This is a genomic window from Streptacidiphilus sp. EB129 (assembly GCF_041262645.1).
Lineage (GTDB): Bacteria > Actinomycetota > Actinomycetes > Streptomycetales > Streptomycetaceae > Streptacidiphilus.
Map to the genome: position 1 here is coordinate 49974 of NZ_JBGCCS010000034.1, position 25033 is coordinate 75006.

The window sequence follows — 25033 nt, forward strand, 5'->3', positions numbered from 1 at the left end:
CGGACGGTCTTGGCGCGCCCTTGATGGGAGGAGGCGGCCGAGGTCAAGATTCGGTAATGATTGTCATCGTTACCCCGATTGGACTAGTGATGAAAACCGTTTCCAACTAGCCTGGTACTCGTTCCACCGACCCGGGAAGTGATGCATGACCAATCCGCGTACCGTCGACCGTGCACTCGACGACATATCCCAGCGCACCGCGCGGCCCGTGCCGCAGCCGGTGGCGGAGCTGCGCGGAGCCGCCGTGCGCGGCGGCGGGCGGACGCTGTGGTCGGGCGTCGACCTGACGGTCCGGGCCGGGGAGTTCGTGGCGGTGCTCGGGCCCAACGGGGTCGGCAAGTCCACCATGGTCAAGGTGCTGCTGGGCGTGATGGAACCGTCCGCCGGTGAGGTCAGGACCCTGGGCGGGCGGCCCGGGCAGCACAACGCCCGGATCGGCTACCTGCCGCAGCGCCGCAGCTTCGACGCCAACCTGCGAATCCGGGGCGTCGACGTGGTCCGGCTCGGCCTGGACGGGGACCGCTGGGGCGTGCCGCTGCCCGGCCGCCGCCGGCGCGCCGACCAGGCGGTCGTCGACGAGGCCGTCGAGCTGGTCGGCGCGGGCGCCTACGCGCACCGCCCGATCGGCCAGTGCTCCGGCGGCGAGCAGCAGCGGTTGCTGATCGCCCAGGCACTGGTGCGCCGCCCGGAGCTGCTGCTGCTGGACGAGCCGCTGGACAGCCTCGACCTGCCCAACCAGAGCGCGGTGGCCGCGCTGATCGGACGGATCTGCCATGAGCAGGGGGTGGCCGTGGTGATGGTCGCCCACGACGTCAACCCGATCCTGCACCACCTGGACCGGGTGGTGTACCTCGCCGAGGGCGGTGCCGTGGCCGGCACCCCGGCCGAGGTGATCACCGCCGAGACGCTGACCCGGCTGTACGGCACCCCGATCGAGGTGCTGCGCACCAGCGACGGCCGGCTGGTCGTCGTCGGCCAGCCGGAGCCGCCGCAGCAGCACGGGAGCCGTCATGCTGCTGGCTGAGGCAGGGTCGGCGCCCTGGTCCTGGAACCTGCTCAACGACTTCCAGGAGATGTGGTCCTACCCGTTCATGGTCAACGCCTTCCGCGCCGGCGCGGTGGTCGCCGTGGTCGCGGGGGCCATCGGCTGGTTCATGGTGCTCCGGCGGCAGACCTTCGCCGGGCACACGCTCTCGGTGGTCGCCTTCCCGGGCGCGTCCTTCGCCACTCTGGTCGGGATCGGCGTCGGCTTCGGCTACTTCGGCTTCTGCATCGCCGCGGCGCTGGTCATCGCCCTGCTGCAGCGCGGTTCGCGGGCCGACCGGCGACGCGGCGTGGCGGGCGGTCAGGTCGGCGGGGCCCAGGAGGCCGCCGTCACCGGCACCGTCCAGGCCTTCCTGCTGGCCTGCGGCTACCTCTTCGTCGCCCTCTACAAGGGCCTGCTGTCCGGCCCCGAGTCGATGCTGTTCGGCAGCTTCCTGGGGATCACCACCGGCCAGGTCGCCGTGCTCGCCGCGGTCGCCGCGGCGGTGCTGCTGGTCCTCGCGCTGATCGGCCGCCCGCTGCTGTTCGCCTCGGTCGACCCGCAGGTCGCCGCCGGACGCGGAGTGCCGGTGCGGCTGCTGTCGACGGTCTTCCTGGTCCTGCTCGGCGCGGCGACCGCCGAGGCCGCCCAGATCACCGGCGCGCTGCTGGTGTTCGCGCTGATGGTGCTGCCCGCCGCCACCGCCCAGGTGCTCACCGCCCGCCCCGGGCTCAGCCTGGCGCTGACCGTGCTGATCGGACTGGCCGTCACCTGGGCGGGTCTGACCGCCGCGTTCTACTGGGACTACCCGCTGGGATTCTTCGTGACCAGCTTCGCCTTCGCCGCCTTCCTGGGGGCGCAAGCCGTCCGCCTGCTGCGCGCCTCGGCCCGGGGTTCCGCTGCCGGGTCGGCCCGGGTCTCGGGAGGTCTGGCATGACCGACCTGCTCGCCGCCGGCGCCGCCGGGGCCGTCTGGTCCCAGGGCTTCTTCCACAACGCGCTGCTCGCCGGCACCGTGATCGCGCTCGCCTCCGGCCTGGTCGGGTACTTCCTGGTGCTGCGCGCCCAGGTGTTCACCGGGGACGCGCTGAGCCATGTCGCCTTCACCGCCTCGATGGCCGCCCTGGCCGGAGGCTACGACCTGCGGCTGGGCCTGTTCGTCGGCTGCGTCGGCGGCGGGCTGCTGCTGGCCGGCATCGGCCGGGCCGGGCGCGCCGACGACGTGGTCATCGGCAGCGCCTTCGCCTGGATCCTCGGCCTGGGCTCGTTCTTCCTCACCGTCTACACCACCTCGCGCAGCGGTGCGGTCGGCGGCGCCGGGACGAGCGTGCTGTTCGGCTCGATCTTCGGCCTCGACGGCAGCCAGACCCTGGTCGCGGTGCTGGTCGGGGCGGCGATCTGCGTGCTGCTGCTGCTGATCGCCAGGCCGCTGCTGTTCGCCACCCTGGACGAGGCCGTCGCCGCCGCGCGGGGCGTCCCGGTGCGCGCGCTGGGCCTGGGCTTCCTGGCCCTGGTCGGCGCCTGCGCCGGGGAGGCCACCCAGGCGGTCGGCTCGCTGCTGCTGCTCGGCCTGCTCGCCGCACCGGCCGGTGCGGCGCTGCGGCTGACCAGCCGTCCGTTCCACGGTCTGGCGCTGTCGGCGGGGCTGGCGGTGGCGGAGATGTGGATCGGCCTGGCCGCCAGCGCGGTGTTCCCCAGCGTCCCGCCGAGCTTCGCCATCATGGCCGCGGCGACGGCCGTCTACGGCGTCACCTTCCTGGTTCAGCCGAGGGCGTCCAGGAGCTGGCAGAGCGAGTCCAGCGCGCCGGAGAAGGCGTGGTCCGGCGGGGTGCCGTAGCCGACGACCAGCCCGTCCGGGTACGCGGCGGGGCTGCCCGGGTAGCGGAAGTCGTCCAGGCCCTGGACCGCCAGACCCATCCAGCCGGCGCCGTTGACCGCCTCGCGCTCGGTGCCCGGCGGCAGCCGGAGCACCGCGTGCAGACCGGCGGCGATACCGCTGACCTGGACCGAGGGCGCGCGGTCGGCGAGCTCGGCGACCAGCCGGTCCCGGCGGCGGCGGTAGCGCAGCCGCATCGCGCGCAGATGCCGGTCGTAGCCGCCGGAGCCGATGAACTCGGCCAGGGTGAGCTGGTCCACCACGGCGGGGTGGCGTTCGTCGGCGTTCTTGGCCGCCACGACGCGGTCCACCAGCCGCTCGGGCAGCGCCATCCAGCCGAGCCGCAGCCCGGGGGCGAGGCTCTTGCTGGCGGTGCCGAGGTAGACCACCCGCTCGGGGTCCAGCCCCTGCAGCGCGCCCACCGGTTGCCGGTCGTAGCGGAACTCGCCGTCGTAGTCGTCCTCCAGCACCAGACCGCCGGTCGCGCGGGCCCAGTCGACGACGGCCGCGCGCCGGTCCGGGTGCAGCGGGACCCCGGTGGGGAACTGGTGCGCGGGGGTGAGCAGCACCGCGCGGCACCGTGGCAGCTGCGCCAGGTCGTCGACCCGGGCGCCGTGCCGGTCGACCGTCAGCGGGTCGGTGTGCAGTCCGGCCGCGGTGATCAGGTTCCGGTGGTGGGCAAGCCCGTAGCCCTCCACGGCGAGCCGTCGGGCTCCGTCCGCCCGCAGCACCCGGCTCAGCAGTGACAGCCCCTGGACGAACCCGGCGCAGACCACGATCCGGTCCGGGTCGGTGCGGACCCCGCGGGCGCGGGCCAGGTAGTCGGCCAGTGCGTGGCGCAGCTCGACCCGGCCGCGCGGGTCGCCGTAGCCGAAGGCCTCGCTGGGGGCCCGGGTGAGTGCCCGGCGGGTGGCCGCGATCCAGGCGGAGCGGGGGAAGGCCGAGACGTCGGGCGAGCCCGCGTACAGGCTGTGGGTGATCCCGTCCCCGGCGGCGAAGGGGCTGCGCCCCCACCCGCCCGTGGGCGCGCCGCCGCGCGCGTCGGCCGAGCCGCCGGGGACCGTGCCGGCGCGGGCTTGAGCGGTACGGGCCTGAGCGGTGTCGGCCTGGGCGCTGCGGGACGTCGCGGTGCCGGCCTGAGCGGCGCGGGGCGCAGTGCCGCGGGCCGAGCCGCCGCGGGGCGGGGTGCTGCGGGTGGTGGCGGGCGCGGTGCGTGGGGCGACCCGGGTGCCGGAGCCCTGGCGGGCGGTCAGCCAGCCCTCGGCGACCAGTTCCCCGTATGCGTCGGCGACGGTGTTGCGGGCGACGCCGAGGTCGACCGCGAGCGTCCGCGACGGCGGCAGCCGCGTCCCCGGCGCGAGCCGCCCGCTGCGGACGGCGTCCCGCAGTGCCCGGATCAGGGAGCTCCTGATCCCCTCAGGGCCGCTGAGATCCAGGTCGAGGTACAGGTCGCGGCCGCCGGGCGGGGCGGGTTCCGGACGTCGATTGGCCCACTGTTCTGCCATAGGAATGGACCATACTCCTGTGGTACTTGAACCCTAGGGTGGTCCTATGACGACAGAGAACCACAGCCACATGGACGGCCACCGGATCAACCTGGCCAAGCTCGCCCCCGAGGTCTACCGGGCCATGGTCGCCCTCGACCGGGCCGCCCAGAAGGGCCTCGACCCGACCCTCGCCGAGCTGGTCAAGATCCGCGCCTCGCAGCTGAACCACTGCGCGTTCTGCCTGGACATGCACACCCGCGACGCCCGCAGGGGCGGGGAGCGCGAGGAGCGGATCTACCTGCTCAGCGCCTGGGAGGAGGCCGGCGCGGTCTTCACCGAGAAGGAGCAGGCGGCGCTGGCGCTGACCGAGGCGATCACCGTGCTGACCGACGGCTTCGTCCCGGACGAGGTCTACGACCGCGCGGCGAAGCACTTCGAGGAGGCCGAGCTGGCCCAGCTGATCGCGGCGATCCTCACCATCAACTCCTGGAACCGCATCGCCGTCAGCACCCGGATGACCCCCACCCTCGGCGCCTGACGGAGTACGGCCGCGTGCTCCAGGGCGGCCGAGTGCTCCGAAGCGGCCGAGTGCTCCGAAGCGGCTGCGTGCCCCGGGACGGCTGTGGGCCCCGAAGCGGATTCGCCTCGGGGCCCACAGTCGCGGGTGACGTCCGGTCAGCTCCGGCGGGCGCGGCGCTTGAGGCCGGCCATCAGGGCCAGACCGGCGCCGACGAAGGCGAGCGCGCCGCCGAGGAGAACACCGGTGTCGCTGCCGCCGCCGGTGTGCGCCAGCGAGGCGCCGGCGGGGACCTGCGAGGCGGGCGCGGAGGCGGCGCCGGACGGGGACGCGGACGCGGACGTGCTCGGGGTGGTGGCGCCGTGTGTGGGCGCCGGAGTGGTGGTGCCGCCGCCGGGCGTCCCCGGCTGGGCCGTGCGGTAGACCGTCAGGGTCCGGGAGGCGCCGTCGATCGGGTAGCCGATGCCGCTCTCGAAGCTGAGGGTGGTCTTCACCGAGGACTGCGCGGCGTGGTAGCCGGTGGCGGTGATCCGGAGCTTGTACGTCGCGGTCGCGCCGTCGGCGAGGCCGGCCGGGATGGCGGGCAGGGGGGCGCCGCCGTGGGTGAGGGGGACCCAGTGCCCGGCGGTCCACACCTCGTACCCGAGATCCACCCCGGGGGTGATCGCGCCGTCCAGGTAGCTGTTCCACGGCGAGGCGATGGCCGCGCCGGTCCGGTTGGTGACGCTGAGGGTCTCCACGAGCGGCTGGCCGGGGGCCAGGGTGGTGCCGCCGCTCAGGGTCTCGACGACCGGGCCGCCGGTGTGCCCGGTGCCCACCTTGAAGGTCAGAGCGGAGTTCAGGCGGCCGGCGTCGCCGTTGACGTCAAACTTCAGCGAGTCGTCGTTCAGCGGCCAGGACTTGGTGGCCCCGAGGGTGATCAGCCAGCTGTAGCTGGTGTGCGCGGGGACGGTGAAGTGGTCGCCGAAGTGTCCGCCCTTCGGGTAGAAGGCGCCGATCAGCCCCTCGTCCTGGCCGCCGATGGAGCTGTCGGTGGCCGGGGCGTTCCGGGCGCTGACTGCGAAGGCGACGTCCGGCGCATCGATCGACAGCGCGCCGTGGGCCGAGCCGCTCACCTCGGGAGCGAACTGCTGCGCGGTCGCCGTGGGGTTGGTGACCGTCACGGTGAGCGTCTCCGGGGATCCGCCGGGGACCAGGGAGCCGGCGTTGCTGCTCGGTCCGGTGACCGTCATGGTCAGCGGCGAGGCCGGGGTGGCGGCGTGTGCGGCGGTCGGGAGGAGGGCGGTGCCTCCGGTGATCGCGGCGGTCAGGGCGATGGCGGCGGCGGTGGTGACGCGGGCACGAGCGGACATGGCGGTTCCCCCGGGGAAGCTGTTGTGGTGGTTGGTGTCGCCCGAGCCGCGTTCGAATCCCTGTTGCTCTGTGCGATGAGAGAAGCCTGTCAGTCGAACATCGTGGATCTGTGCAACCACTGTCACGTCCGTGCAACAGGGCCGGACGGACCCGTACCGTTTCCGACGGCCCAGGTCAGCGGGTGGCCGGCTGCTGCTCGGCCTCGGCGGTGGGCAGTACCTCCAGCACGGTGAGGGTCCCGGTCGACGGCGCGGCCGCGGTCTGCGCCACGCAGGCGCCGACGAGGACCAGCAGGCCGCCGACGACCTGCGGCAGCGCCAGGTGCTCGCCGAGCAGCACCCACGCCAGGACCGTGGCCACCACCGCCTCCAGGGTGGCCACCACCCCGGCGACGGGCGCCGACAGCCTGCTCACCGAGGCGACCCCGGTCAGATAGGCCAGTACCGTCGCGATCAGCACCACCCAGGCGAGCAGTGCCCACGCGGGCAGCTGCGTGCCGCCCATGGAGACGTCGCCGGTGAGCAGCCGCCAGTGCGTGGTCCACGGCTGCGCGATCGGCGCCACCACGACCGTGCCGATGATCAGCCCGTACGCGGTCATGGCGATCAGATCCACTGGTGGCCGGCCGGAATCGCCGCCGGACGCGGAACCGGCGTGCTCGGACAGCAGGAAGTAGCCGACCGAGCAGAGCGCCGCCGCCAGGGCGCAGATCACCCCGAGCGGGTCGAGGCCGCCGAGTCCGTCCCAGAACTGCACCACCAGCGCCAGCCCGGCCAGGGCGGCCACCACGCCCAGGGTGGCGGCACGGCTCACCCTGCGGCGCTGGACGAAGCGGACGTAGCCGAGCAGCAGCGCCGGGCTGGTGTACTCCAGCAGCAGCGACACACCGACCGGGATGCGGGAGATCGAGAAGAACGAGAAGCACTGCACCGCCCCCACCCCGACCAGGCCGAAGCCCAGCAGCAGGCCCGGGTGACGCCGCGGCAGGTCGCGGTTCCGCAGCGCGACGGGCAGCAGCACCAGCGCCGACAGCGCCATCCGCAGCCACACCACCTGCATCGCCGTGAGCCCGGCCTCGATCAGCGGCTTCGCCGCCACCCCCGAGCCGCCGAACGCGCAGGCGGAGAGGAGGGCGAGGCCGAGGCCGCTGCGCTGGTGGGCGGGTCCCGAAGTGGTGTGCATCCGGTCATTCTGGCACCAGGACGCGGCAGCCGACAGGGCCGTCTCACGTCCATGCTGCTGTACCGGTGGCCACCGTCTCAGGTGACCGCCCCGGCGGCCGCCGCGAAGCGGGGCTCGCGCCAGACGCCGGACTCCAGCACGTCCCGGATCGCCTCCGCCGCGTCCCAGACGTCGGTGTGCGACAGGTACAGCGGGGTGAAGCCGAAGCGCATCACGTCCGGGGCCCGGAAGTCGCCGATCACGCCGCGCTCGATCAGCGCCTGGACCACGGCGTAGGCGTCCGGGTGCCGCAGCGAGACCTGGCTGCCGCGCTGCTCCGGCGCGGCGGGAGTCAGCGACGGCAGCCCCAGCGGCGCCGTGAGCTGCAGGAACAGCGAGGTCAGCGCGAGGCTTTTGGTCCGCAGCGCGGCCAGGTCCACCTCGTCCCACAGCTCCAGCGCGGCCTGCAGCCCGGCCAGGCTGAGCAGCGGGGGAGTGCCGGTGAGGAAGCGGCCCACGCCCGGGGCCGGGCGGTAGTCCGGCTCGAAGGCGAACGGGTCGGCATGGCCGAACCAGCCGCTCAGCGGCTGTGCGGCGGCCTCGTGGTGGCGCTCCGCCGCGTAGAGGAAGGCGGGCGAGCCGGGGCCGCCGTTGAGGTACTTGTAGCTGCAGCCGACGGCGAAGTCGACCTCGCAGGCGTCCAGTTCGACCGGCAGCGCGCCGACCGAGTGGCACAGGTCCCAGACCATCAGCGCACCGTGGCTGTGCACCAGTTCGGTGACCGCGGCCATGTCCTGCAGCCGCCCGGTGCGGTAGTCGACGTGGGAGAGCAGGACCACGGCGACGTCCTGGTCCAGCAGCTGCTCCAGCGCGTCGCCGTCCCGTCCCAGCAGCCGGCGGTCGGGGCCGGCCCCGACGCCCTCGGTCAGGTACAGGTCGGTGGGGAAGCTGCCGAGCTCGGAGACCAGCACCCGGCGGCCGGGACGCAGCCGCAGCGCCGCGGTCAGCACCTTGAACAGGTTCACCGAGGTGGAGTCGCAGACCACGGTCTGCCCGGGCGCCGCGCCGACCAGCGGTGCGATCCGCTCGCCGAGGCCGCGCGGCAGGTCGTACCAGCCGGCGTCGTTCCAGCTGCGGATCAGTCCCTCGCCCCACTCCCGGTGCACCAGCTCGGCGATCCGCGCCGGGGTGTGCGCCGGCAGCGCGCCGAGCGAGTTGCCGTCGAGGTAGAGCACGTCCTTCGGCAGGGCGAAGCGATCACGGAAGTGGCGCAGCGGGTCGGCCGCGTCCGACCTGACACAGTCCGCGCGGGTCACTGACGTAGTGCTGATGTCCGGCATGGCCCCTCAGAGTCCGTTCCTGGCGTTCCACAGCTCGGGGAAGACGTCGTCCTCGGCGGCCTTGCGCAGCCAGCTCAGGCCGCTGGAGCCACCGGTTCCGGGCTTCGCCCCCATCACCCGCTTCACCGACATCAGATGGCGGTGCCGCCATCGGGTGACCCGCTCGGCGACGTCCAGCAGCAGCTCGCCGAGCCGGGCCAGGTCCGCCAGCGCCGGGTCGCGGTAGACGGTCTCCCAGGCGTCCGGGCCGTCGACCCCGCGCCGCCGCAGCACCGCGACCGCGTCGTCGTAGAGCGAGGGGTTGCGCAGGGTTTCGGCCAGTTCGGCGTGCACCCGGGGGTGGCCGGCGTACAGCGCGAGCATCCGCTCGTTCTTGTTGCCGAGCAGGAACTCCAGGTGGAGGTAGGTGTACGACTGGAAGCCGCTGGCCTCGCCGAGGACCGGACGGAAGGCGTTGAACTCGTCCGGGGTCATCGTCGCCAGCAGGCCCCAGGACTCGGCCAGCAGGTCCTGGACGCCCAGACCGCGCCGCAGCGCCACCCCGGCGCCGTACAGGTCGTCGGCCCGCAGGGCCTGCTGGGCCAGCGTCCACTCGTAGCGGAGCTGGCCGAACAGCAGCTCCATCACCTGGGTCGCGACGATGAAGGACCGCTCGGTCGGCTCGCTGCTCAGCGGGTGCTGCAGCGCGTGCAGCTCGTCGATGCCCGCGTAGGCGGCGTAGGGGGTGGTGGATCGGCCGAAATCGACCTTGGGCTGCACCGCTGTCGTCGTGGTCTGCACCGCTGGGGTCCTTGCCGCTGAGGTTTCCATTGCCTGCTCGCCTCGGTCCGCATGCCTGGTCAGGCCCATTCTGAAGGTCGGAGGGCATTCGCTGAATGGCCGCCGCGACCCGTTTCGGGCACTGTGCTTATCATCCGCAAGGCAGTCGGCCCCGACGGCTTCACGATTGGAAGGCGAAGGCATGGACATGGTGGACCGGCGGTTGCTGGCCGAGTTGCAGCAGGACGCCCGGCTCTCCTTCAACGAGCTGTCCCGCCGGGTGAACCTGTCCGCGCCGGCCGTTGCCGAGCGGGTCCGCCGGATGGAGGAGGCGGGGGTGCTGACCGGCTATCACGCCCAGGTCGACCTGGTCCGGGCCGGCCGTCCGGTGAGCGCGCTGGTGCAGGTCCAGTGCTACGGGCCCAGGTGTGTACTGCGCGACCCGGACGTGGCACGGTGGCCGGAGGTCCTGCAACTGCACCGGGTCACCGGGGGAGCCTGCTGCGTGCTGATGGTGGCCGTGGCGTCGATGGCGGAGTTCGAGGCGCTGATCGACCGCCTCGCCGAGTACGGCCAGCCGGCGAGCACGATGATCCTGTCCAGTCCGGTGCTGTGGCGACCGGTCGAACCAGCCTGAGACCGCCAACCTGAAAGACCCAGCGTGAGGAGCACCGGACGATGAGCGGCGAGAGCAACCCGACCACCACCGGCGTCCGGACGGGCGTCCGGCCCACCGACGTGATGCAGCGCAGCGCGCCGCCGGCGGACCACACCGCCCGCTACGGGCCGCACCCGGAACAGGTGGCCGACCTGCGACTGCCCCGTCCCGGCGAGCCGCGCCGGGACACCCTGGTGGTGCTGATCCACGGCGGCTTCTGGAAGGTCGCCTACGACCGCACCCACACCGGCCCGCTCGGCGACGCGCTGGCCCGGGCCGGCTACCCGGTGGTCGTGCCGGAGTACCGCCGGGTCGGCTCGCACGGCGGTGGCTGGCCGGGGACCTTCGACGACCTCTCGGTGTTCTTCGAGGCGCTCGGCATGATCGCCGCCGCGCACGGGATCAGGACCGAGCGCACCGTCCTGGTCGGCCACTCGGCCGGTGCCCACCTGGCGCTCTGGTCGGCGGCCCGCAGCCGGCTCCCGGCCGGCTCGCAGTGGCGCACCGACTGGCAGCCGGAGGGGGTGGTCTCGCTGGCCGGCTGCGCCTCGCTGGACCTCGCGGACGGTTGGGGCCTGGGCGACAACGCCACCGCGAAGCTGCTGGGCGGCGACGCCCGTACCGTCCCCGAGCGCTACGCGGTGGCGGATCCGGCCGCGCTGCTGCCGCTGGGCGTGCCGGTGACGCTGCTGCACGGCACCGAGGACGAGGACGTCCCGGTCGCGATGAGCCGCGAGTACGCCTCGCAGGCCGGGAAGGCGGGCGACGACGTACGGCTGGTCGAGCTGCCGGGCATCGAGCACTTCGGTCTGATCGACCCGCTCTCGCCGGCCTGGCCGCACCTGCTGGCAGCCCTGGACGGCGGCATGAACGAAGCGTGACCGGCACCGGCCGCTGAGTTGACGCAGGGTCAACATCCCTGTGTCATATGCGAACAGAGACTGCGACTACCCCAGGCACCGGTCGAACATGCGCACTCGTTCGGGGAATGGTGGCAGGTATCCCCAGCCGCCACCCTGGAACGGCAGGCCACACCGGTTTCTGGGAGGCAGTAGACAATGACGGACGAGCAGACGGCCCTGGCCACAGCGGCAGCAAAGAATCTCGCGACCACCACCAAGACGGCCCCGCAGATGCAGGGGATCACCTCGCGGTGGCTGCTGCGGATGCTGCCCTGGGTCCAGGTCTCCGGCGGCACGTATCGGGTCAACCGGCGGCTCACCTATGCCAGCGGACGGGGCCGGCTCAGCTTCGCGCAGACCGGTTCCGAGGTGCGGATCGTCCCCCCGAGCCTGGGTGAACTCCCGCTGCTGCGGGGCCTGGACGACGAGGCGCTCTTCACCGAGCTGGCCGGGCGGTTCGCCCAGCGCGAGTTCGAGGCCGGCGAGGTGATCGCCGAACGGGGCACCCCGGTGGACCATGTGCTGGTGGTCGCCCACGGCAAGATCCGCAAGATCGGCGAGGGCAAGTTCGGCGACCACGAGGCGGTGCTGGGAACCCTCGCGAACGGCGACCACTTCGGCGACGAGGCGCTCACCGAGTCCGACGCGGTCTGGGAGTTCACCGCCCGCGCCGCCACCGCCGGCACCCTGCTGTCGCTGCCGCGCCAGGCCTTCGCCGAACTGGAGGCGCGCTCCGAGGCGCTGCAGGAGCAGATCGTCTCCTTCCTCGCCGAGGCGGCGCTGTCCCAGGACAAACACGGCCAGGCCGCGATCGAGCTGGCGGCCGGCCACGAGGGCGAGCAGGAACTGCCGGGAACCTTCGTCGACTACGAACTCGCACCGCGCGAGTACGAGTTGAGCGTCGCGCAGACCGTGCTGCAGGTGCACACCCGGGTCGCCGACCTCTACAACCAGCCGATGAACCAGATCGAGCAGCAGCTCAAGCTGACCGTCGAGGCCCTGCGGGAGCGGCAGGAGCACGAGCTGATCAACAACCCGGACTTCGGCCTGCTCGCCAACGCCGACTACGAGCAGCGGATCAGCACCCACGGCGGCCCGCCCACCCCGGACGACATGGACGAACTGCTCTCCCGCCGGCGCGGCTCGAAGCTGTTCCTGGCCCACCCGCGCACCATCGCCGCCTTCGGCCGCGAGTGCAGCGCCCGCGGCATCTACCCGACCGCGGCGGACATCGGCGGCGACCCGGTCCCGTCCTGGCGCGGGGTGCCGATCTTCCCGTGCAACAAGATCCCGGTCAACGGCGGCCACACCAGCTCGATCCTGGTGCTGCGCACCGGCGAGGACAACCAGGGCGTGGTGGGCCTGCACCAGACCGGCATCCCGGACGAGTACGAGCCCGGGCTGTCGGTGCGCTTCATGGGCATCAACGAGAAGGCCGTGATCCAGTACCTGGTCAGCGCCTACTACTCGGCGGCGGTGCTGGTGCCGGACGCCCTGGGCGTGCTGGAGAACGTCGAGATCTCCAGCCCGCGCGACTGACCCGGCCCGGGGCCCGGCCCGCAGCTGTCCGCACCCCTGCCGGGCCCCCGGCCGTACCGCTCGCTGATTCCCCAACGCCTCGAAAGGTGCCTGGTGAGCTGGACCGACGTGGGGACGTTCGTCGCGGCCATGGCCGTTGTCGTCCTCGGCCTGTGGCTGCTCCAACGCTTCGTCCCCCATCCGCGCCGCGAGTCCCACAACGACGTGGCCGGGTTCATCTTCGCCGGCGTCGGCGTGATCTACGCCGTACTGCTGGCCTTCGTCGTCATCGCGGTCTGGAGCAGCGTGGACGCGGCGCGGCAGACCACCTTCAAGGAGGCGGACGCCCTGGCCGGGGTGTACTGGATCTCCCGGGACATGCCGCTGCCGCTCGGCGCCCAGATCGAGAAGGACACCCTGGACTACGCGCACACCGTCCAGGGCGAGGAGTGGGAGCTGATGGCCGGGCACCGGAGCAGCCCGCAGGCCACCCAACTCGTCTACGCCATCCGCGGTTCCGTGCTCTCCTACCAGCCCACCACGCCGCAGCAGCAGGTCCTCTACGAGCACGCGGTCACGCATGTGGAGGACCTGGCGTCGGAGCGGCGGGCCCGGCTCAGCGAGGTGGAGGACTCCGTCCCGCCGATCCTGTGGATCGCCCTGGTCGCCGGAGCCGTGCTGACCATCGGCTTCACCTTCCTGTTCGGCCTGTCGAACAGCAAGGCGCACGGCCTGATGGTGCTCAGCCTGGCCGCGCTGATCGTGGTCTCGCTGATCCTGATCAACGAGATGAACTATCCGTTCGCGGGGGTGACCAAGGTCGAACCGACCGCCTTCAACGTGTTCCTGGAACGGCTGCCCCCGCTGCGCTGATTCAGGACCGTATCTGTCCGCGATAGCTCCTACGGTGGGGACCACTCAGCCGGAACCGAGAGAAATCAGGTGGTCCCCATGCCGACGCTTGTTGCCGCAGAGACCGACGAGCGCGACGCGCTGCTCCAGTTCCTGGCGGCCCAGCGGGGCGCGCTGCGCCGCGCGCTGGGCGGTCTGACCCGCGAGCAGGCGACGTCCCGTCCGACCGCGAGCGAGCTGTCCGTGGCCGGACTGGTCAAGCACTGCGCCGAGGTGGAGAGCAACTGGATCCGGGTGGACCTGGCCGGCCGGCCCAGCCTGCGGCCCCGGGACGTGACCAACTGGTCCGACTCGCACCGGCTGGTGGAGGGTGAGGAGATCGAGGCGGTGCTGGCCTTCTACGACCAGGTCGAGGCCGAGACCGCCGAGATCGTCGCCGCGCTCCCGGACCTGGACGCCACCGTGCCGCTGCCGGAGGCGCCGTGGTTCCCCAAGGACGCCCGGCGCTCCGGCCGCTGGATCCTGATGCACCTGATCGAGGAGACCGCGCGGCACGCCGGTCACGCCGACATCATCCGGGAGTCCATCGACGGTGCCACCGCCTTCGCCCTGCTCGGGTGGAAGTGAGCCGCGACTGAACCGCCGGCGGCCGCGCCGGGCAGTCACAGCGGGCAGGTGTCCCGGGGTGCGAGCTGAGTCTCGCTCCCCGGGGCACCTGCCCGTTGGCGTGCCCGGCCCGGGTGAACCGCGCGGCGGGAACGGTCCCGTACGAAGGGGCGTTGCGGAGCCCGGCTCGCAGGATCCCGGAGAACCGGTGTAACACTCCCGGGAGGCGCCCGCGTCAAAGAAGCAGAACGGAAAACTGACGAGGGCGGGGGCGCCGGTGAAAGCCGCACAGGTCGACGAGTACGTGGAGTTCGCCGGAGCGCGCAGCGGGCACCTCTACCGGACGGCCTGTCTGCTCGCGGGCGGTGACACCCATCTCGCGGAGGACCTCGTGCAGGAGACCCTCGGCCGGATGTACGTGCACTGGCGCCGGGTCTCCGGCGCCGACAACCCGGCGGCGTACGCCCACACGGTCCTGGTCCGCGCGTTCCTCAGCCATCGCCGCAGACGGAGCAACGACGAACGCCCCACCGGCCATGTGCCGGAGGAGGCGGCGGCGACCGAGGGCGACCCGGCTCTGCGGCTCGCCCTGCTGCAGGCGCTGGGCCAGCTCTCGGCCCGGGACCGGGCCGTGGTGGTGCTCCGCTACTGGGAGGACCGCAGCGTCGAGGAGACCGCGACCGCCCTGCGGCTGAGCTCGGGGATGGTCCGCACCCAGAGCTCACGCGCGCTGGCGCGGCTGCGCACGATCCTCGGCAGCACCCTCGGCGACCTGGCCCGCACCTAGACCGGCCCGACCGTTCCAAGCACCGCAGCACCGCACCGCAGCACCGCAGGCCCAGCACAGCAATTCACCCTTCCCGACACCCCGAGACGGTGGCCTTGCCATGCCCTTTGAGGACGAGCTCACAGACGCGCTGCACGACACGGCGCACTCCTACGAACCCCCGCTGACCGCCCTGGTGAACGCCGGTATCGCCGACGGACGCCGTCGCGGCCGCCGCCGCACCCTCGGCATCGTGGGCAGTGTCACCGCGCTGGCCCTGGTCGGCATCGGCGGCACCTTCGCCTCCGGCCTGCTGGCACCCGGCCACGCCACCGTCGGTGCGGCCTCGGGCGGTGCCTCGCGCTCCGCCGCATCCGGCCGCAGCGCCACCGTGCCCCCGCCCGCCCAGGTGGCGGCGGGGCCCGTGGTCAGCAAGGAGCAGATGATCAACACCCTGAAGAGCCTGCTCCCGGCCGGCTCCGTGACCAAGGCGGACGGTACCGGCAGCGGTGGCCCGGGCCCGTTCGACGTCGCCGGCGCCAGCGTGGTCTTCAACGACGGCAAGGGCGCGTCGCAGATCGACGTCATGCTGAGCCGGCTGGCGACGCCGGTCGACACGAACGGGCCGGGGCAGTCCTGCCCGGACCCCGCCTACGTCCCCACCATGCAGTGCACGCGCACCGTGCTCGCGGACGGCAGCGTGCTGCTGATCCAGCAGGGCTACGAGTACCCCGACAAGCGGACCGGGGTGAAGGACTGGGACGCGTTCCTGACTGCCACGGACGGCCGCCAGGTCTCGATGTCCGAGTGGAACGCCGCCCAGGAGAAGGGCTCCCCGGTCTCCCGGCCCGACCCGGTGCTCTCGACCGACCAGATGAAGGCCCTTGTCACGTCCAGCGCCTGGAGTACCGCACTGGCCTCGCTGCACGCGCCGAAGCCGGTTCCGGCCCCGCGGAGCATCGGCATGAGCGCCCAGGAGATCCTGGCCAGGCTCGGCGTACTGATTCCGAAGGGCATCACCCAGACCAGCCCGCACGGCCAGGACGGCTTCGCGGACGTGCTGCTGAACGACGGTCAGGGCCCGGGTCTGTTCCAGGTCAACGTTCAGCGCTGGAAGGCCGGAGGCACCCAGCCGGACTACACCGGTGCGACCGTGCTGCCGGACGGCTCCAAGCTGATCCTGCGTCAGGAAGGTTCGGAGAAGGGCGGCTCCGGTGCGGTCCAGCGGATCGCCGACCTGATGCGACCGGACGGGCTGCGGGTCGTGGTGATGGAGTTCAACGCGCCCTCGCAGGGCACCGCGGCCACCAGGACCGACCCGGTGCTGACCCTGGACCAGCTCAGGACCCTGGTCACCAGCAAGCTCTGGGAGGAGTAGTCCGCGGCGCCGCTCCCCGGCGGCGGCGTCCAGGTGATCCCCGCACGGGACTCCCCGGCATCCCCTCGGCTGTGCCAGGCTGGCGGGATGCCGATCATCCGTCCCTACCGCAGCGCGGACCGCGAGGCGCTCTACGAGATCTGCGTCCGCACCGGCGACGCCGGCCGGGACGCGACCGCGCTGTACCGGCAGCCGAGGATCCTGCCGGACATCTTCACCGGCCCCTATCTGCTGCTGGAGCCGGAGTTGGCGTTCGTGCTCGCCGACGCGGCCGACCGTCCGGTCGGCTACGTCCTGGGCACGGCGGACACGCCGGCGTTTGTGGCGCGCTTCCGCGGCGAGTGGCTGCCGGCCGTGGCGGCCGGCTACCCGGCGCCGACGGCCGAGCCCGCGCCCGGGGACCTGGACGCGCACCGGATCCGCGAACTGCATGATCCGGAGTGGATGCTGACTCCACTGCTGGCCGACTACCCCGCGCACCTGCACATCGACCTGCTGCCCGAGGCGCAGGGCCGGGGCGCGGGCCGCGCCATGATCGACACCTACTTCGCGGCGCTGCGCGGGTCCGGCGTCTCCCGGGTCCACCTCGGCATGTCGGCCGCGAACGCCGGCGCCCGCGCCTTCTACGACCGCCTCGGCTTCCACGAGATCTCCCGTACCGGCGCCGCCGTCCTGCTCGGGCGCGGTACCCATCCCACCGTCCCGGCCCGGCCGCACGGGTAGGCACGTCGTCCCGGCCGCGGCCGGGGCCGGGCGCGCTGCCGGGCCCGGGTGCGCTGCCGGGGCCCGGGGCTACGGCTGGAGCGGGAGGCGGGGGAAGCGGGACTGGAGTTCCCACACCGCGGCGTTGCGGTCCAGGCCCTCGTGCATGTCGACCAGGTCGGCGACGAGGTCCTGCAGGAAGTCCCTGGCCTCGTGACGCAGCACCGGGTGGCGGATCGTCAGCGGTTCCTCGTCCACCCAGTCGGCCTGGATCTCGACCCAGTTGAACCGGCGGCTGAACCGCAGCAGGTCGGCGGACTCGGTGAAGTCCAGCGCGGCGGTCTGCAGCCGCGAGCTGCGCCCGCCGGCCGGGTCGCGGTCCAGCTGCTCGACGATGTCGCAGAGCGCCCAGGCGAAGTCCAGCACCGGCACCCATCCCCAGGCGGTGGACAGCTCCCGGCCGTCGACGGCGAGGAACACGTCGCCGCAGAACAGGTCGTGCCGCAGGGCGCGGGTGCCGGCCGAGGAGTAGTCGGTCTGCGGGGGGTCGGGGAAGCGGTTGGACAGCGAGTAGCCGAGCTCGATCACCGGACGATGGTCGCACGCCACGCGGCCTCCACCGACCTGCGGCCTCCGGCGGGCGACCGGCGATAACCCCTGGCGGCCGGTGGGGCCGGGCGGGGATCATGGGGGCATGTCTCTCCCCGTCCGCGTCCGCGGCTCGTACGTCCTCCCCGACGCCGAGCTCCAGTGGCGTTTCTCACGCTCCTCGGGGCCGGGCGGGCAGCATGTGAACACCAGCGACACCCAGGTCGAGCTGCGCTACGACATCGCCGCCTCCGCCACGCTGCCGCAGGTCTGGAAGGAGCGCGCGCTGGAGCGCCTCGCCGGTCGGCTGGTGGAGGGCACGGTCCTGGTCGTACGGGCCTCCGAGCACCGCTCGCAGTGGCGGAACCGGGAGGCCGCCGCGGTGCGGCTGGGGGCCCTGCTGAGCGACGCGGTGGCCCCGCCGCCGCGGACCCGCCGCGCGACCCGGCCGAGCCGGGGCGTGGTGGAGCGTCGGCTGACCGACAAGAAGCGCCGGGCGGACCTGAAGCGCGGCCGCTCCGGCAACTTCGACTGAGCCTGCCGGGCCGGGCCGCCTGCCGGGCTGGGCCGCGCGGCGGCCTCAGCCGAGGTGGCGGTACTGGCCGCGGAAGTAGGTCAGCGGGGCGCCGTCGCGCTGGTCCACCCGGGCCGCCAGCACCCGGCCGATCAGCAGCACGTGGTCCCCGGCGGATATCCGCTGCTCGGTGCGGCACTCCACGGTTGCCAGCGCGCCGTCCACCAGCGGTGCTCCGCTGGCCTCGCCGCGGTGGTGCGGCAGGTCGGCGAAGAGCAGCCGGTCGCTGACCCGCCCCTTCATCGCGAACCGGGCGGCGGTCTGCCGCTGGTCCGCGGCCAGCACGGACACGGCCCAGGTGTCGACCCGGGTCAGCGCCTCCTCCATCCGGGAGTCCTCCCGGACCGAGACCAGCACCAGTGGCGGCTCCAGCGACACCGACAGGAAGGCCGTCGCGGTCATCCCGATGTCCTCGCCGCGCGGGCCGTCCTCGGGATCGTGTGTGGCCAGCAGGACCACGCCTGAGGCGAGCTGGCCCAGGGCGGCACGGAACTCCTCCGGCGTGGCCTGGACGGCCTCGGCGGAGCCGGCGGGGGAGTGGGGCGTGGGGAGCGCGGCGTTGTACACGAAACGCACGGTATCGAGCCGGAGGCCCCCACCGCATCGGCCCAGCGGCCGAGTCAGGGCCCGGTCGCAGGTCCTAGGCGGGATTCGGACGGTCGAGTGTGGGGGAGATCGCAGTGAACAGTGAGCGGAATGTGGGTTTTCACCCCTGGGGGTGAACACTTGAGCCTTGCTAGCCGGATGATGCCTTCAGGTTGCGTCACCTTCGACCGAGGTAGGAGGTAGCCCCGTGGAGGGGATTGCCTGGGTTTGCCCCGGATGAATGGGCTATCAGGGCTGACTACTTATGTGAGTTGGGTCACAAGTGACATTCATTTGCTGACCCAGAGTGCCGATAGGTGTGCTCCCTGTGATTCAGTTTGTTTGGCAATCGGACGATAGTCATGACAGGAACCCCGTACGCAACAACGCGCGTCCACCCGGAAGTACGCTGCCCGGAATGTCACGGAGGGAGTGCGTGATGGACACCGAGTCGGAGCCGTACGTCCGGCTCGCGACCCTGCGTACGTTGAACCGGATCGTCGCGGACCTCAACGCCGCGGGCAGTCTCACCGGGACCCTGCAGGCCGTCGTCGAGGGGGCGGTCACCGGTCTGGGGTTCGACTGCGCCGCCGTCAACCTGGTCAACCAGGACAGCGACCTGGTCGTCGCCGCGGTTTGGGAGTACGACCAGTACGGCGAGTGCGACGAGGGCATCCGCAGCATCCTCGGCCAGGTCGGCTCGCGCGAGTCCTGGAACCGGATGCTGAACGTCGGTGACAGCTGGGGCTCGCTGGTCTTCGTCCCGCACGACCGCTCCTGGGCCCGCGCGGCGGACATCCCCAGCTGGGGCGGTGGCAGCGGGCCCGAGCTGCTGCCCGCGCGCGGCGACGTGTGGCATCCCGAGGACATGCTGCTCGCCCCGATGTACAGCCTCGGCCGCGAGCTGCTGGGAGTGCTCTCGGTGGACCGGCCGCGCAACGGCCGCCGCCCCGGCGCCTGGACCCGCGAGGCCCTGGAGATGTTCAGCCAGCAGGCCGGTATCGCGATCAGCAACGCCCGGATCAGAACCGAGATGCAGCGGGCCATGGTCCGCCTGGAACGCGAGCAGCAGAGCCTGCGGGCCAGTGAGGAGAGCTTCCGCCAGGCGTTCGAGTACGCCCCCAGCGGGATGGCCATCACCGAGCTGCACGGCGCCCAGCGCGGCAAGCTCACCCGGGTGAACGACGCCCTGTGCCGGCTGCTGGGGCGGCCGCGGACCTCGCTGCAGCGGCAGAGCTTCGAGGACCTGGTCCACCCCGACGACGAGACCCTGCTGCGCCGGGTGTCGGCCGAGAACGGCCGCGCCGAGGTCCGGCTGGCCCGTCGGGACGGCGGCTACCTCTGGGTCTACCTGCGCAACTCGGTGGTCGCCGACACCGAGGAGGGCGCCCGCTTCCTGCTCACCCACGTCGAGGACATCGAGGACCGCAAGCGCCACGAGCTCCAGCTCGCGCACCGGGCCAGCCATGACGCGCTGACCGGACTGCCGAACGCGGCCGAGCTGCGGGCCCGGCTGCGGCTGCGGCTCTGCGAGCACCCCCAGGCGGGGGACGGACGGCCGGCCATCGGCGGCCCGCCCGGGTCGGACAGCCTGCCGGCCACCACCGGCCACGGCGAGCTGGGCTCCTTCGCCGGCACCGGCGGCCACAGCTACAACCTGCCGGGCAGCCCCTACGAGCCCGGCTTCGACCACGTCCACGCGCTGCTGCCGGACGACCCGGCGGCGGCGCAGCGCGGCGGCCGTGGGCTCGCGGTGCTCTTCTGCGACCTGGACGGGTTCAAGTCGATCAACGACCGGTTCGGCCACGGCGCCGGGGACGCGGTGCTGATCGAGGTCGCCCGGCGGCTGCAGCACGTGGTCCGCGAGGGTGACACCGTGGCCCGGCTGGGCGGCGACGAGTTCGTGGTGCTGGCCGACGGCCTGGGCCGGGACGAGGCCAAGGACCTGGCCGGGCGGCTGCGCACGGCGATCATCCCGCCGATGCGGGTGGACGGCCGCGCGGTCCGGGTCGGGGTGAGCCTGGGGATCGGCTGGGCCGGCTGCGGGATGTCCATCGACGAGGTGCTGCACACCGCCGACGAGCGGATGTACCTGGAGAAGCGGGCCAGGGCCGGCTCGGCCGCGGGCGGCCGTTCCCACCGCCGCGCGGGTTAGCCGGGCGGGTTGGCGGAATGCGGGCGTCCGTCGTACCGGCTGCTTACCCGGGTGTCACCTTGGAGCGGTAGTGTGCGTGGGACACAGATGTCCGCTTGATGGACTCTCGCGGGGTGTGCGGCTCCGTGACGATCATGTACTTTGTCCTTTCCTCCGCCCGCGCGTCTGCGGATGGTCTTCCAGTACTGGGGAGTTGAGATCTCGATGTCGCCCGAGAACCACGGCGTGCCCGAGGACGACGACCCGTTCGCGTACCTGTACCGGGGGGAGGGGGCGGACGGTGCCGCGGCGGCCGAGGCCCCCCAGCAGCCCGGCGTGCCCAGGACCTCGTACCAGCAGGCGACGCAGGTGGGCCGGACCCAGTACGGCCAGCAGCGTCCGCAGCAGGGCGCCCCGCAGTACGGCGCCGCTCCGCTGCCGCACCAGGCCGCCCCGCAGCAGAACGCCCAGCAGCAGAACCCCCAGCAGAACTCCGCGTACCAGCCGTCGCAGCCGCCGGGCGGTGGCCGGGCCGGCTCGCGCGCGGGCGGCGCCGGCGGTGGCGGGCGCGGCAACAGCCGTGGCGTGATGATCGGCACGGTCGCCGTCGCGGCCGCGGTGGCCATCGGCATCGGGGTCGCCCTGTTCAACGGCGGCGGCCCGTCCGGCTCGGCCAGCGCCGCCGGCTCGCAGACCAATGCGGCCTCCGCGTCCAGCTCCGCCACCGACTCGTCCAGTGCCTCGCCGAGCGCCTCCGCCTCCGCCACCGGGACGCTGCCGCCGCCGGCCGACGCCGCGACGATGACCCTGGTCGGCGGCGCCGCCACGGCGAACAACCACGCCGGCGCCAAGTCCGCCAACGGGGCCTTCGTCCCGCTGACGGCCGCGGGGCAGGGCATCAACTGGACGGTCACCGTGCCCACGGCCGGGACCTACACCTTCTGGGTGCGCTTCGCCAACGCGGGCGCCGACAGCTCGGCCACCGTCGTCGTCAACGGCACGGCCAACTCCTCGGCGATCAACCTGAAGAACTACACGCACCAGACCGACTGGGCGAAGGCCTGGGCCCGCTCCTATGTCTCGGTCACCCTCAACCAGGGCCAGAACACCGTCGGCCTGACCATAGCGGCAGGTCAGGGCAACGTGAACATCGACCAGTTCGCGCTGACCCCGACCAAGGACGACAAGCCCTGGAGCTGACGGCCCTTGGGGCCGACGGCAACTGACGTCCCGTCATTCGGACGGGACGTCAGCGCGCGGGGCGTGCAGCCCTGCTGTGCCGGGAAGTGCCGCTGAGGGCCGGTCAGACCGTGACCAGGGTGCGGAAGGTGTCCGCGCCGACGATCCACTCGCCCTTCCGCATGACCGCGACCAGGGTGTGGGAGTCGTCGAGGACCACCAGGTCCGCGTCCTTGCCGGCCTCCAGCGAGCCGACCCGGTCGGCCACCCCGATCAGCGTCGCCGGGTTGAGCGACAGCACCTGGGCCGCGCGTACCAGCGAGAGTCCGTTCAGCGTCACCGCCCTGCGGAAGGCCACGTCCAGGGTGAGCGTGCTGCCGGCGATGGAGCCGCCGTCGACGAGCCGGGCCACTCCGTCCTGGACCCGGACCTGCAGCGGGCCCAAGGGGTAGAGGCCGTCGCCGAACCCGGCCGCCGCCATGGCGTCGGTGATCAGGGCGACCCGGTCCAGGCCGGCGCCCTTGATCGCCAGGTCGACGATCGCGGGGTGCAGATGCACCCCGTCCCCGACCAGTTCGACGGTGACCCGCTCGTCCTCCAGCAGGGCGACGATCGGCCCCGGTGCGCGGTGGGCGATCCCCGGCATCGCGTTGAACAGGTGGGTGGCCACCGTCGCGCCCGCCTCGATCCCTTCGAGGACCTTGTCGTAGCGGGCGTCGGTGTGGCCGATCGCCGCGATCACGCCCAGCTCCTTGAGCAGCCGGATCGACTCGATGCCGCCGTCCAGCTCGGGGGCCAGCGTGACCATGGTCGCGGTGCCGCGTGCCGCGTCCACCAACTTCCGGACCAGCGCCGGGTCCGGGTCGCGGAGCAGGTCGGGCTGATGTGCGCCGCAACGGTTGATGCTGATGAACGGGCCCTCGAAGTGCACCCCGGCGAGCACCCCGTCCTCGACCAGTTCGCTGAGCACCGAGGCCTGCCGGCAGACCTCGTCGATCTCGCCGGTGACCGTGCTGGCGATGGTGGTCGTGGTCCCGTGTTCCAGGTGGGTACGGGCCGCGACCAGCGCCTGCTCGGCGATGCCCGAGGCGTAGGAGGCGCCGCCGCCGCCGTGGACGTGCATGTCGACGAAGCCGGGAACCACGGTGTAGCCGGTGAGGTCCAGCGCGGGGGCTGCTCCGACCGGGGCGTTCGTCCTGCTGTCGGCCGCCGTGACCTCGGCGATCCGGCCGTTCTCGACGGTCAGCCGTCCGTTGTCGACGACGCCGGTGGGCAGGACGAGCCTGGCCCCGGCCAGCACAGTGCGGTCCGCGTTGCTCACGCGGTCACCTCCAGTGAGAGCAGATCCCAGGCGAGCAGCCCTGCGCCCAGGCAAGTGGCGGTGTCTTTGAGCATCGCCGGTACGAGCGCCGGTGGCACCTGGAACGTGATCCGTTCCCGCACCGCCTCGCGCAGGGGTGTGAAAAGCGTGTCACCGGCCTCGGCGAGCCCGCCACCGACGATCACGGTGGCCGGATCGAGCAGGCTCTGGGCCGTCACCAGGCCGTCCGCCAGCGCGGCGACGGCCTCCGTCCAGACTTCGACCGCGCGCTTGTCGCCGGCCTCGACGGCCACGGAGCAGTCCGCCGCGGTGGCGGACGGATCACCGCTGGCGGCAGCCCAGGCCCGGGTGACGGCGGAGGCGGAGGCGAGAGTCTCCAGACATCCGCGCGCGCCGCACCCGCAGAGTGGCCCGCCGGGGCGGACCACGATGTGGCCGATCTCGCCGGCGTTGCCGTTGGCCCCCGACTCGATCCGCCCGTCGACGCCGAAGCCGCCGGCGATGCCGGTGCCCAGCGCGACGAAGAGGAAGCGGTCGATGCCCTGTCCGGCGCCGATCCGGCCTTCGGCGAAGGCTCCGGTGCGGACGTCGTGGCCGAGCACCACCGGTAGCGCCTCGCCGCGGTCGGCCAGCCGCGTGCTGAGCAACTCCCGCATGGGGAGGTCGCGCCAGCCGAGATTGGCCGAGAAGACGGCGACCCCGTTCCGCTCGTCGACGGTGCCGGGCACGGCGACCCCGGCGGCCGAGGCCGCGCGGCCGAAACGGCGCAGGCCCTCGTCGCGCAGGTGCGCGGCGAAGTCCAGGATCCCCGCGACGACCGCGTCGGTCCCGTGCTCCCTGCCGGTGGGACGACGCTCCTGGTAGAGCAGGGTGCCGTCCTGGGCGACGAGTGCGGCTTTCATGCCGGTCCCGCCCACATCGAGTGCGATGACGTGCTTCACGGGGGACAGTGTCCCTTTCCGAGTCGGTAGAGGTCTAGTCCAGTATGCAGATTGGTCTGGTCCAAGTGTCTGCCGCGGGCGGTCCGGGTGAACGCCGGGCGAGCGTGGAGCGGTGCTTCTGGTGCTGTGTCACCGACCGTAGTGGATCGGGGTCTACGGCCTGAGCTGCGGCGATGTCCCTTTTCCGACCCTGTGGTCTAGGCCAAGTAGAACCGCAGGTCATCAGCCCATCGATTCCGCAAGAGGCTTCCACAAAATTCCCCCACCGAACCCTCTCTGTCGTTACTGACCGACAGCTCGGCCTCGGCGATGGCATGCGGACTGACTGACATTCAGGGCATTTGTCCGATAAGTCGTTGCACGGGATGCAACGAAGTTCAGCTATTCGGTAAATGGTGTAGACCTCTTGTGCACCGCGCGGACAGACTGACCGGCACAGCGGAGGCGGCAGGTTCTCCGGTCCGGGTGGACGGGTGAATCCCTTTCACTGCCCGGTGGTTGCTGCCGGACCTTGGACTCATATTCGGACCCGGCCAGGACCTGGTCCGTATCTGCGAAGGCGGTAGTTGTCGTGAAGCGTCGTTTGCTCGCTCTCTCTGCACTCGGTGTCGCGGGCGTCATGGCCCTGACGGCGTGTAGCTCCAGCGGTGGCGGTAGTGGTTCCGCGTCCAGCTCCGGTGGTGGTTCCACGACGATCAAGTTGTTGGCTCCGGATTATGGGACGGCGGGGACGGCGAACTCGTCGCAGACGTATTGGCAGGGGATCGCGGACGCGTTCCATGCGGCGCATCCGGGTATCACGGTGCAGGTGCA

General features: G+C 72.5%; 24 protein-coding genes. 15 read left to right on the forward strand and 9 right to left on the reverse strand.

Features of this window, described 5'->3' with window-relative positions; genetic code table 11:
- Nucleotides 1-145: 145 nt before the first annotated feature.
- Genes ABH925_RS30450 through ABH925_RS30460 form a run of 3 tightly spaced genes read left to right on the forward strand, consistent with a single transcriptional unit; the run spans nt 146 to nt 2860 of the window.
- A complete protein-coding gene (locus ABH925_RS30450) occupies nt 146-1024 on the forward strand; it encodes a metal ABC transporter ATP-binding protein (protein WP_370153151.1) in 879 nt (292 codons plus the stop codon).
- Nucleotides 1011-1961, forward strand: coding sequence for a metal ABC transporter permease (locus ABH925_RS30455; RefSeq protein WP_370153154.1), 951 nt, complete (start codon nt 1011-1013; stop codon nt 1959-1961). The genes ABH925_RS30450 and ABH925_RS30455 overlap by 14 nt, the downstream gene beginning before the upstream one ends.
- Nucleotides 1958-2860: a metal ABC transporter permease gene (locus tag ABH925_RS30460; RefSeq protein WP_370153156.1), complete on the forward strand. Its 903-nt coding sequence runs from the start codon at nt 1958-1960 to the stop codon at nt 2858-2860. The genes ABH925_RS30455 and ABH925_RS30460 overlap by 4 nt, the downstream gene beginning before the upstream one ends.
- On the opposite strand, the gene ABH925_RS30465 is transcribed toward ABH925_RS30460, so the two are convergent.
- Nucleotides 2785-4404 (reverse strand): PLP-dependent aminotransferase family protein, encoded by a 1620-nt coding sequence (locus ABH925_RS30465; protein ID WP_370153158.1) that lies wholly within the window; start codon nt 4402-4404, stop codon nt 2785-2787. The genes ABH925_RS30460 and ABH925_RS30465 overlap by 76 nt on opposite strands.
- A gap of 46 nt (nt 4405-4450) precedes the next feature.
- Between ABH925_RS30465 and ABH925_RS30470 the strand changes: the two genes are divergently transcribed.
- The gene (locus ABH925_RS30470; protein ID WP_370153159.1) at nt 4451-4924 is read left to right on the forward strand and encodes a carboxymuconolactone decarboxylase family protein; all 474 of its coding nucleotides are present in this window, start codon (nt 4451-4453) and stop codon (nt 4922-4924) included.
- A gap of 137 nt (nt 4925-5061) precedes the next feature.
- Here ABH925_RS30470 and ABH925_RS30475 read toward each other — a convergent pair whose 3' ends face one another.
- The 4 genes from ABH925_RS30475 to ABH925_RS30490 form a co-directional block, all read right to left on the reverse strand.
- Nucleotides 5062-6255 (reverse strand): hypothetical protein, encoded by a 1194-nt coding sequence (locus ABH925_RS30475; protein WP_370153161.1) that lies wholly within the window; start codon nt 6253-6255, stop codon nt 5062-5064.
- A 175-nt stretch (nt 6256-6430) separates the two neighbouring features.
- Nucleotides 6431-7438 carry a DMT family transporter gene (locus tag ABH925_RS30480; RefSeq protein ID WP_370153163.1) on the reverse strand — a complete coding sequence of 336 codons (1008 nt, stop codon included), beginning with the start codon at nt 7436-7438 and terminating at the stop codon, nt 6431-6433.
- Nucleotides 7439-7515: 77 nt separating this feature from the next.
- Complete coding sequence (gene kynU / locus ABH925_RS30485; RefSeq protein WP_370153164.1) at nt 7516-8757, reverse strand: kynureninase; 1242 nt, start codon at nt 8755-8757, stop codon at nt 7516-7518.
- Between the two features lie 6 nt (nt 8758-8763).
- On the reverse strand, nt 8764-9537 hold the full coding sequence (locus ABH925_RS30490; RefSeq protein WP_370153166.1) for a tryptophan 2,3-dioxygenase: 774 nt from the start codon (nt 9535-9537) through the stop codon (nt 8764-8766).
- A gap of 181 nt (nt 9538-9718) precedes the next feature.
- Between ABH925_RS30490 and ABH925_RS30495 the strand changes: the two genes are divergently transcribed.
- From ABH925_RS30495 to ABH925_RS30530, 8 genes are all read left to right on the forward strand, one after another.
- Nucleotides 9719-10153, forward strand: a complete 435-nt coding sequence (locus ABH925_RS30495; protein ID WP_370153168.1) for an Lrp/AsnC family transcriptional regulator — start codon at nt 9719-9721, stop codon at nt 10151-10153.
- A 41-nt stretch (nt 10154-10194) separates the two neighbouring features.
- Entirely contained in the window at nt 10195-11055 is an 861-nt protein-coding gene (locus tag ABH925_RS30500) for an alpha/beta hydrolase (protein WP_370153170.1), read from the forward strand.
- Between the two features lie 177 nt (nt 11056-11232).
- The gene (locus tag ABH925_RS30505; protein ID WP_370153172.1) at nt 11233-12615 is read left to right on the forward strand and encodes a family 2B encapsulin nanocompartment shell protein; all 1383 of its coding nucleotides are present in this window, start codon (nt 11233-11235) and stop codon (nt 12613-12615) included.
- A gap of 93 nt (nt 12616-12708) precedes the next feature.
- On the forward strand, nt 12709-13467 hold the full coding sequence (locus ABH925_RS30510) for a DUF4239 domain-containing protein (RefSeq protein ID WP_370153173.1): 759 nt from the start codon (nt 12709-12711) through the stop codon (nt 13465-13467).
- A 78-nt stretch (nt 13468-13545) separates the two neighbouring features.
- A complete protein-coding gene (locus ABH925_RS30515) occupies nt 13546-14073 on the forward strand; it encodes a DinB family protein (RefSeq protein ID WP_370153175.1) in 528 nt (175 codons plus the stop codon).
- 256 nt (nt 14074-14329) lie between these two features.
- Nucleotides 14330-14839 carry a SigE family RNA polymerase sigma factor gene (locus tag ABH925_RS30520; RefSeq protein WP_370153177.1) on the forward strand — a complete coding sequence of 170 codons (510 nt, stop codon included), beginning with the start codon at nt 14330-14332 and terminating at the stop codon, nt 14837-14839.
- Between the two features lie 100 nt (nt 14840-14939).
- Nucleotides 14940-16196, forward strand: a complete 1257-nt coding sequence (locus tag ABH925_RS30525; RefSeq protein WP_370153179.1) for a hypothetical protein — start codon at nt 14940-14942, stop codon at nt 16194-16196.
- Between the two features lie 87 nt (nt 16197-16283).
- Nucleotides 16284-16919, forward strand: coding sequence for a GNAT family N-acetyltransferase (locus ABH925_RS30530; protein WP_370153181.1), 636 nt, complete (start codon nt 16284-16286; stop codon nt 16917-16919).
- A gap of 69 nt (nt 16920-16988) precedes the next feature.
- Here the strand turns inward: ABH925_RS30530 and ABH925_RS30535 are convergent, their stop codons facing one another.
- Complete coding sequence (locus tag ABH925_RS30535; RefSeq protein WP_370153197.1) at nt 16989-17486, reverse strand: hypothetical protein; 498 nt, start codon at nt 17484-17486, stop codon at nt 16989-16991.
- Between the two features lie 106 nt (nt 17487-17592).
- On the opposite strand from ABH925_RS30535, the gene arfB reads away from it, so the two are divergent.
- On the forward strand, nt 17593-18021 hold the full coding sequence (arfB, locus tag ABH925_RS30540; RefSeq protein WP_370153183.1) for an alternative ribosome rescue aminoacyl-tRNA hydrolase ArfB: 429 nt from the start codon (nt 17593-17595) through the stop codon (nt 18019-18021).
- A gap of 45 nt (nt 18022-18066) precedes the next feature.
- Here the strand turns inward: arfB and ABH925_RS30545 are convergent, their stop codons facing one another.
- Nucleotides 18067-18636: a flavin reductase family protein gene (locus ABH925_RS30545; RefSeq protein WP_370153185.1), complete on the reverse strand. Its 570-nt coding sequence runs from the start codon at nt 18634-18636 to the stop codon at nt 18067-18069.
- Between the two features lie 448 nt (nt 18637-19084).
- Here ABH925_RS30545 and ABH925_RS30550 point away from each other — a divergent pair, with 448 nt between their 5' ends.
- On the forward strand, nt 19085-20800 hold the full coding sequence (locus tag ABH925_RS30550; protein ID WP_370153186.1) for a diguanylate cyclase domain-containing protein: 1716 nt from the start codon (nt 19085-19087) through the stop codon (nt 20798-20800).
- A gap of 141 nt (nt 20801-20941) precedes the next feature.
- On the forward strand, nt 20942-21979 hold the full coding sequence (locus tag ABH925_RS30555) for a CBM35 domain-containing protein (RefSeq protein ID WP_370153189.1): 1038 nt from the start codon (nt 20942-20944) through the stop codon (nt 21977-21979).
- 103 nt (nt 21980-22082) lie between these two features.
- Here ABH925_RS30555 and nagA read toward each other — a convergent pair whose 3' ends face one another.
- A complete protein-coding gene (gene nagA / locus ABH925_RS30560; protein ID WP_370153190.1) occupies nt 22083-23279 on the reverse strand; it encodes an N-acetylglucosamine-6-phosphate deacetylase in 1197 nt (398 codons plus the stop codon).
- Complete coding sequence (locus ABH925_RS30565) at nt 23276-24220, reverse strand: ROK family protein (RefSeq protein WP_370153192.1); 945 nt, start codon at nt 24218-24220, stop codon at nt 23276-23278. Before ABH925_RS30565 ends, nagA begins: the two co-directional genes overlap by 4 nt.
- Nucleotides 24221-25033: the final 813 nt, after the last annotated feature.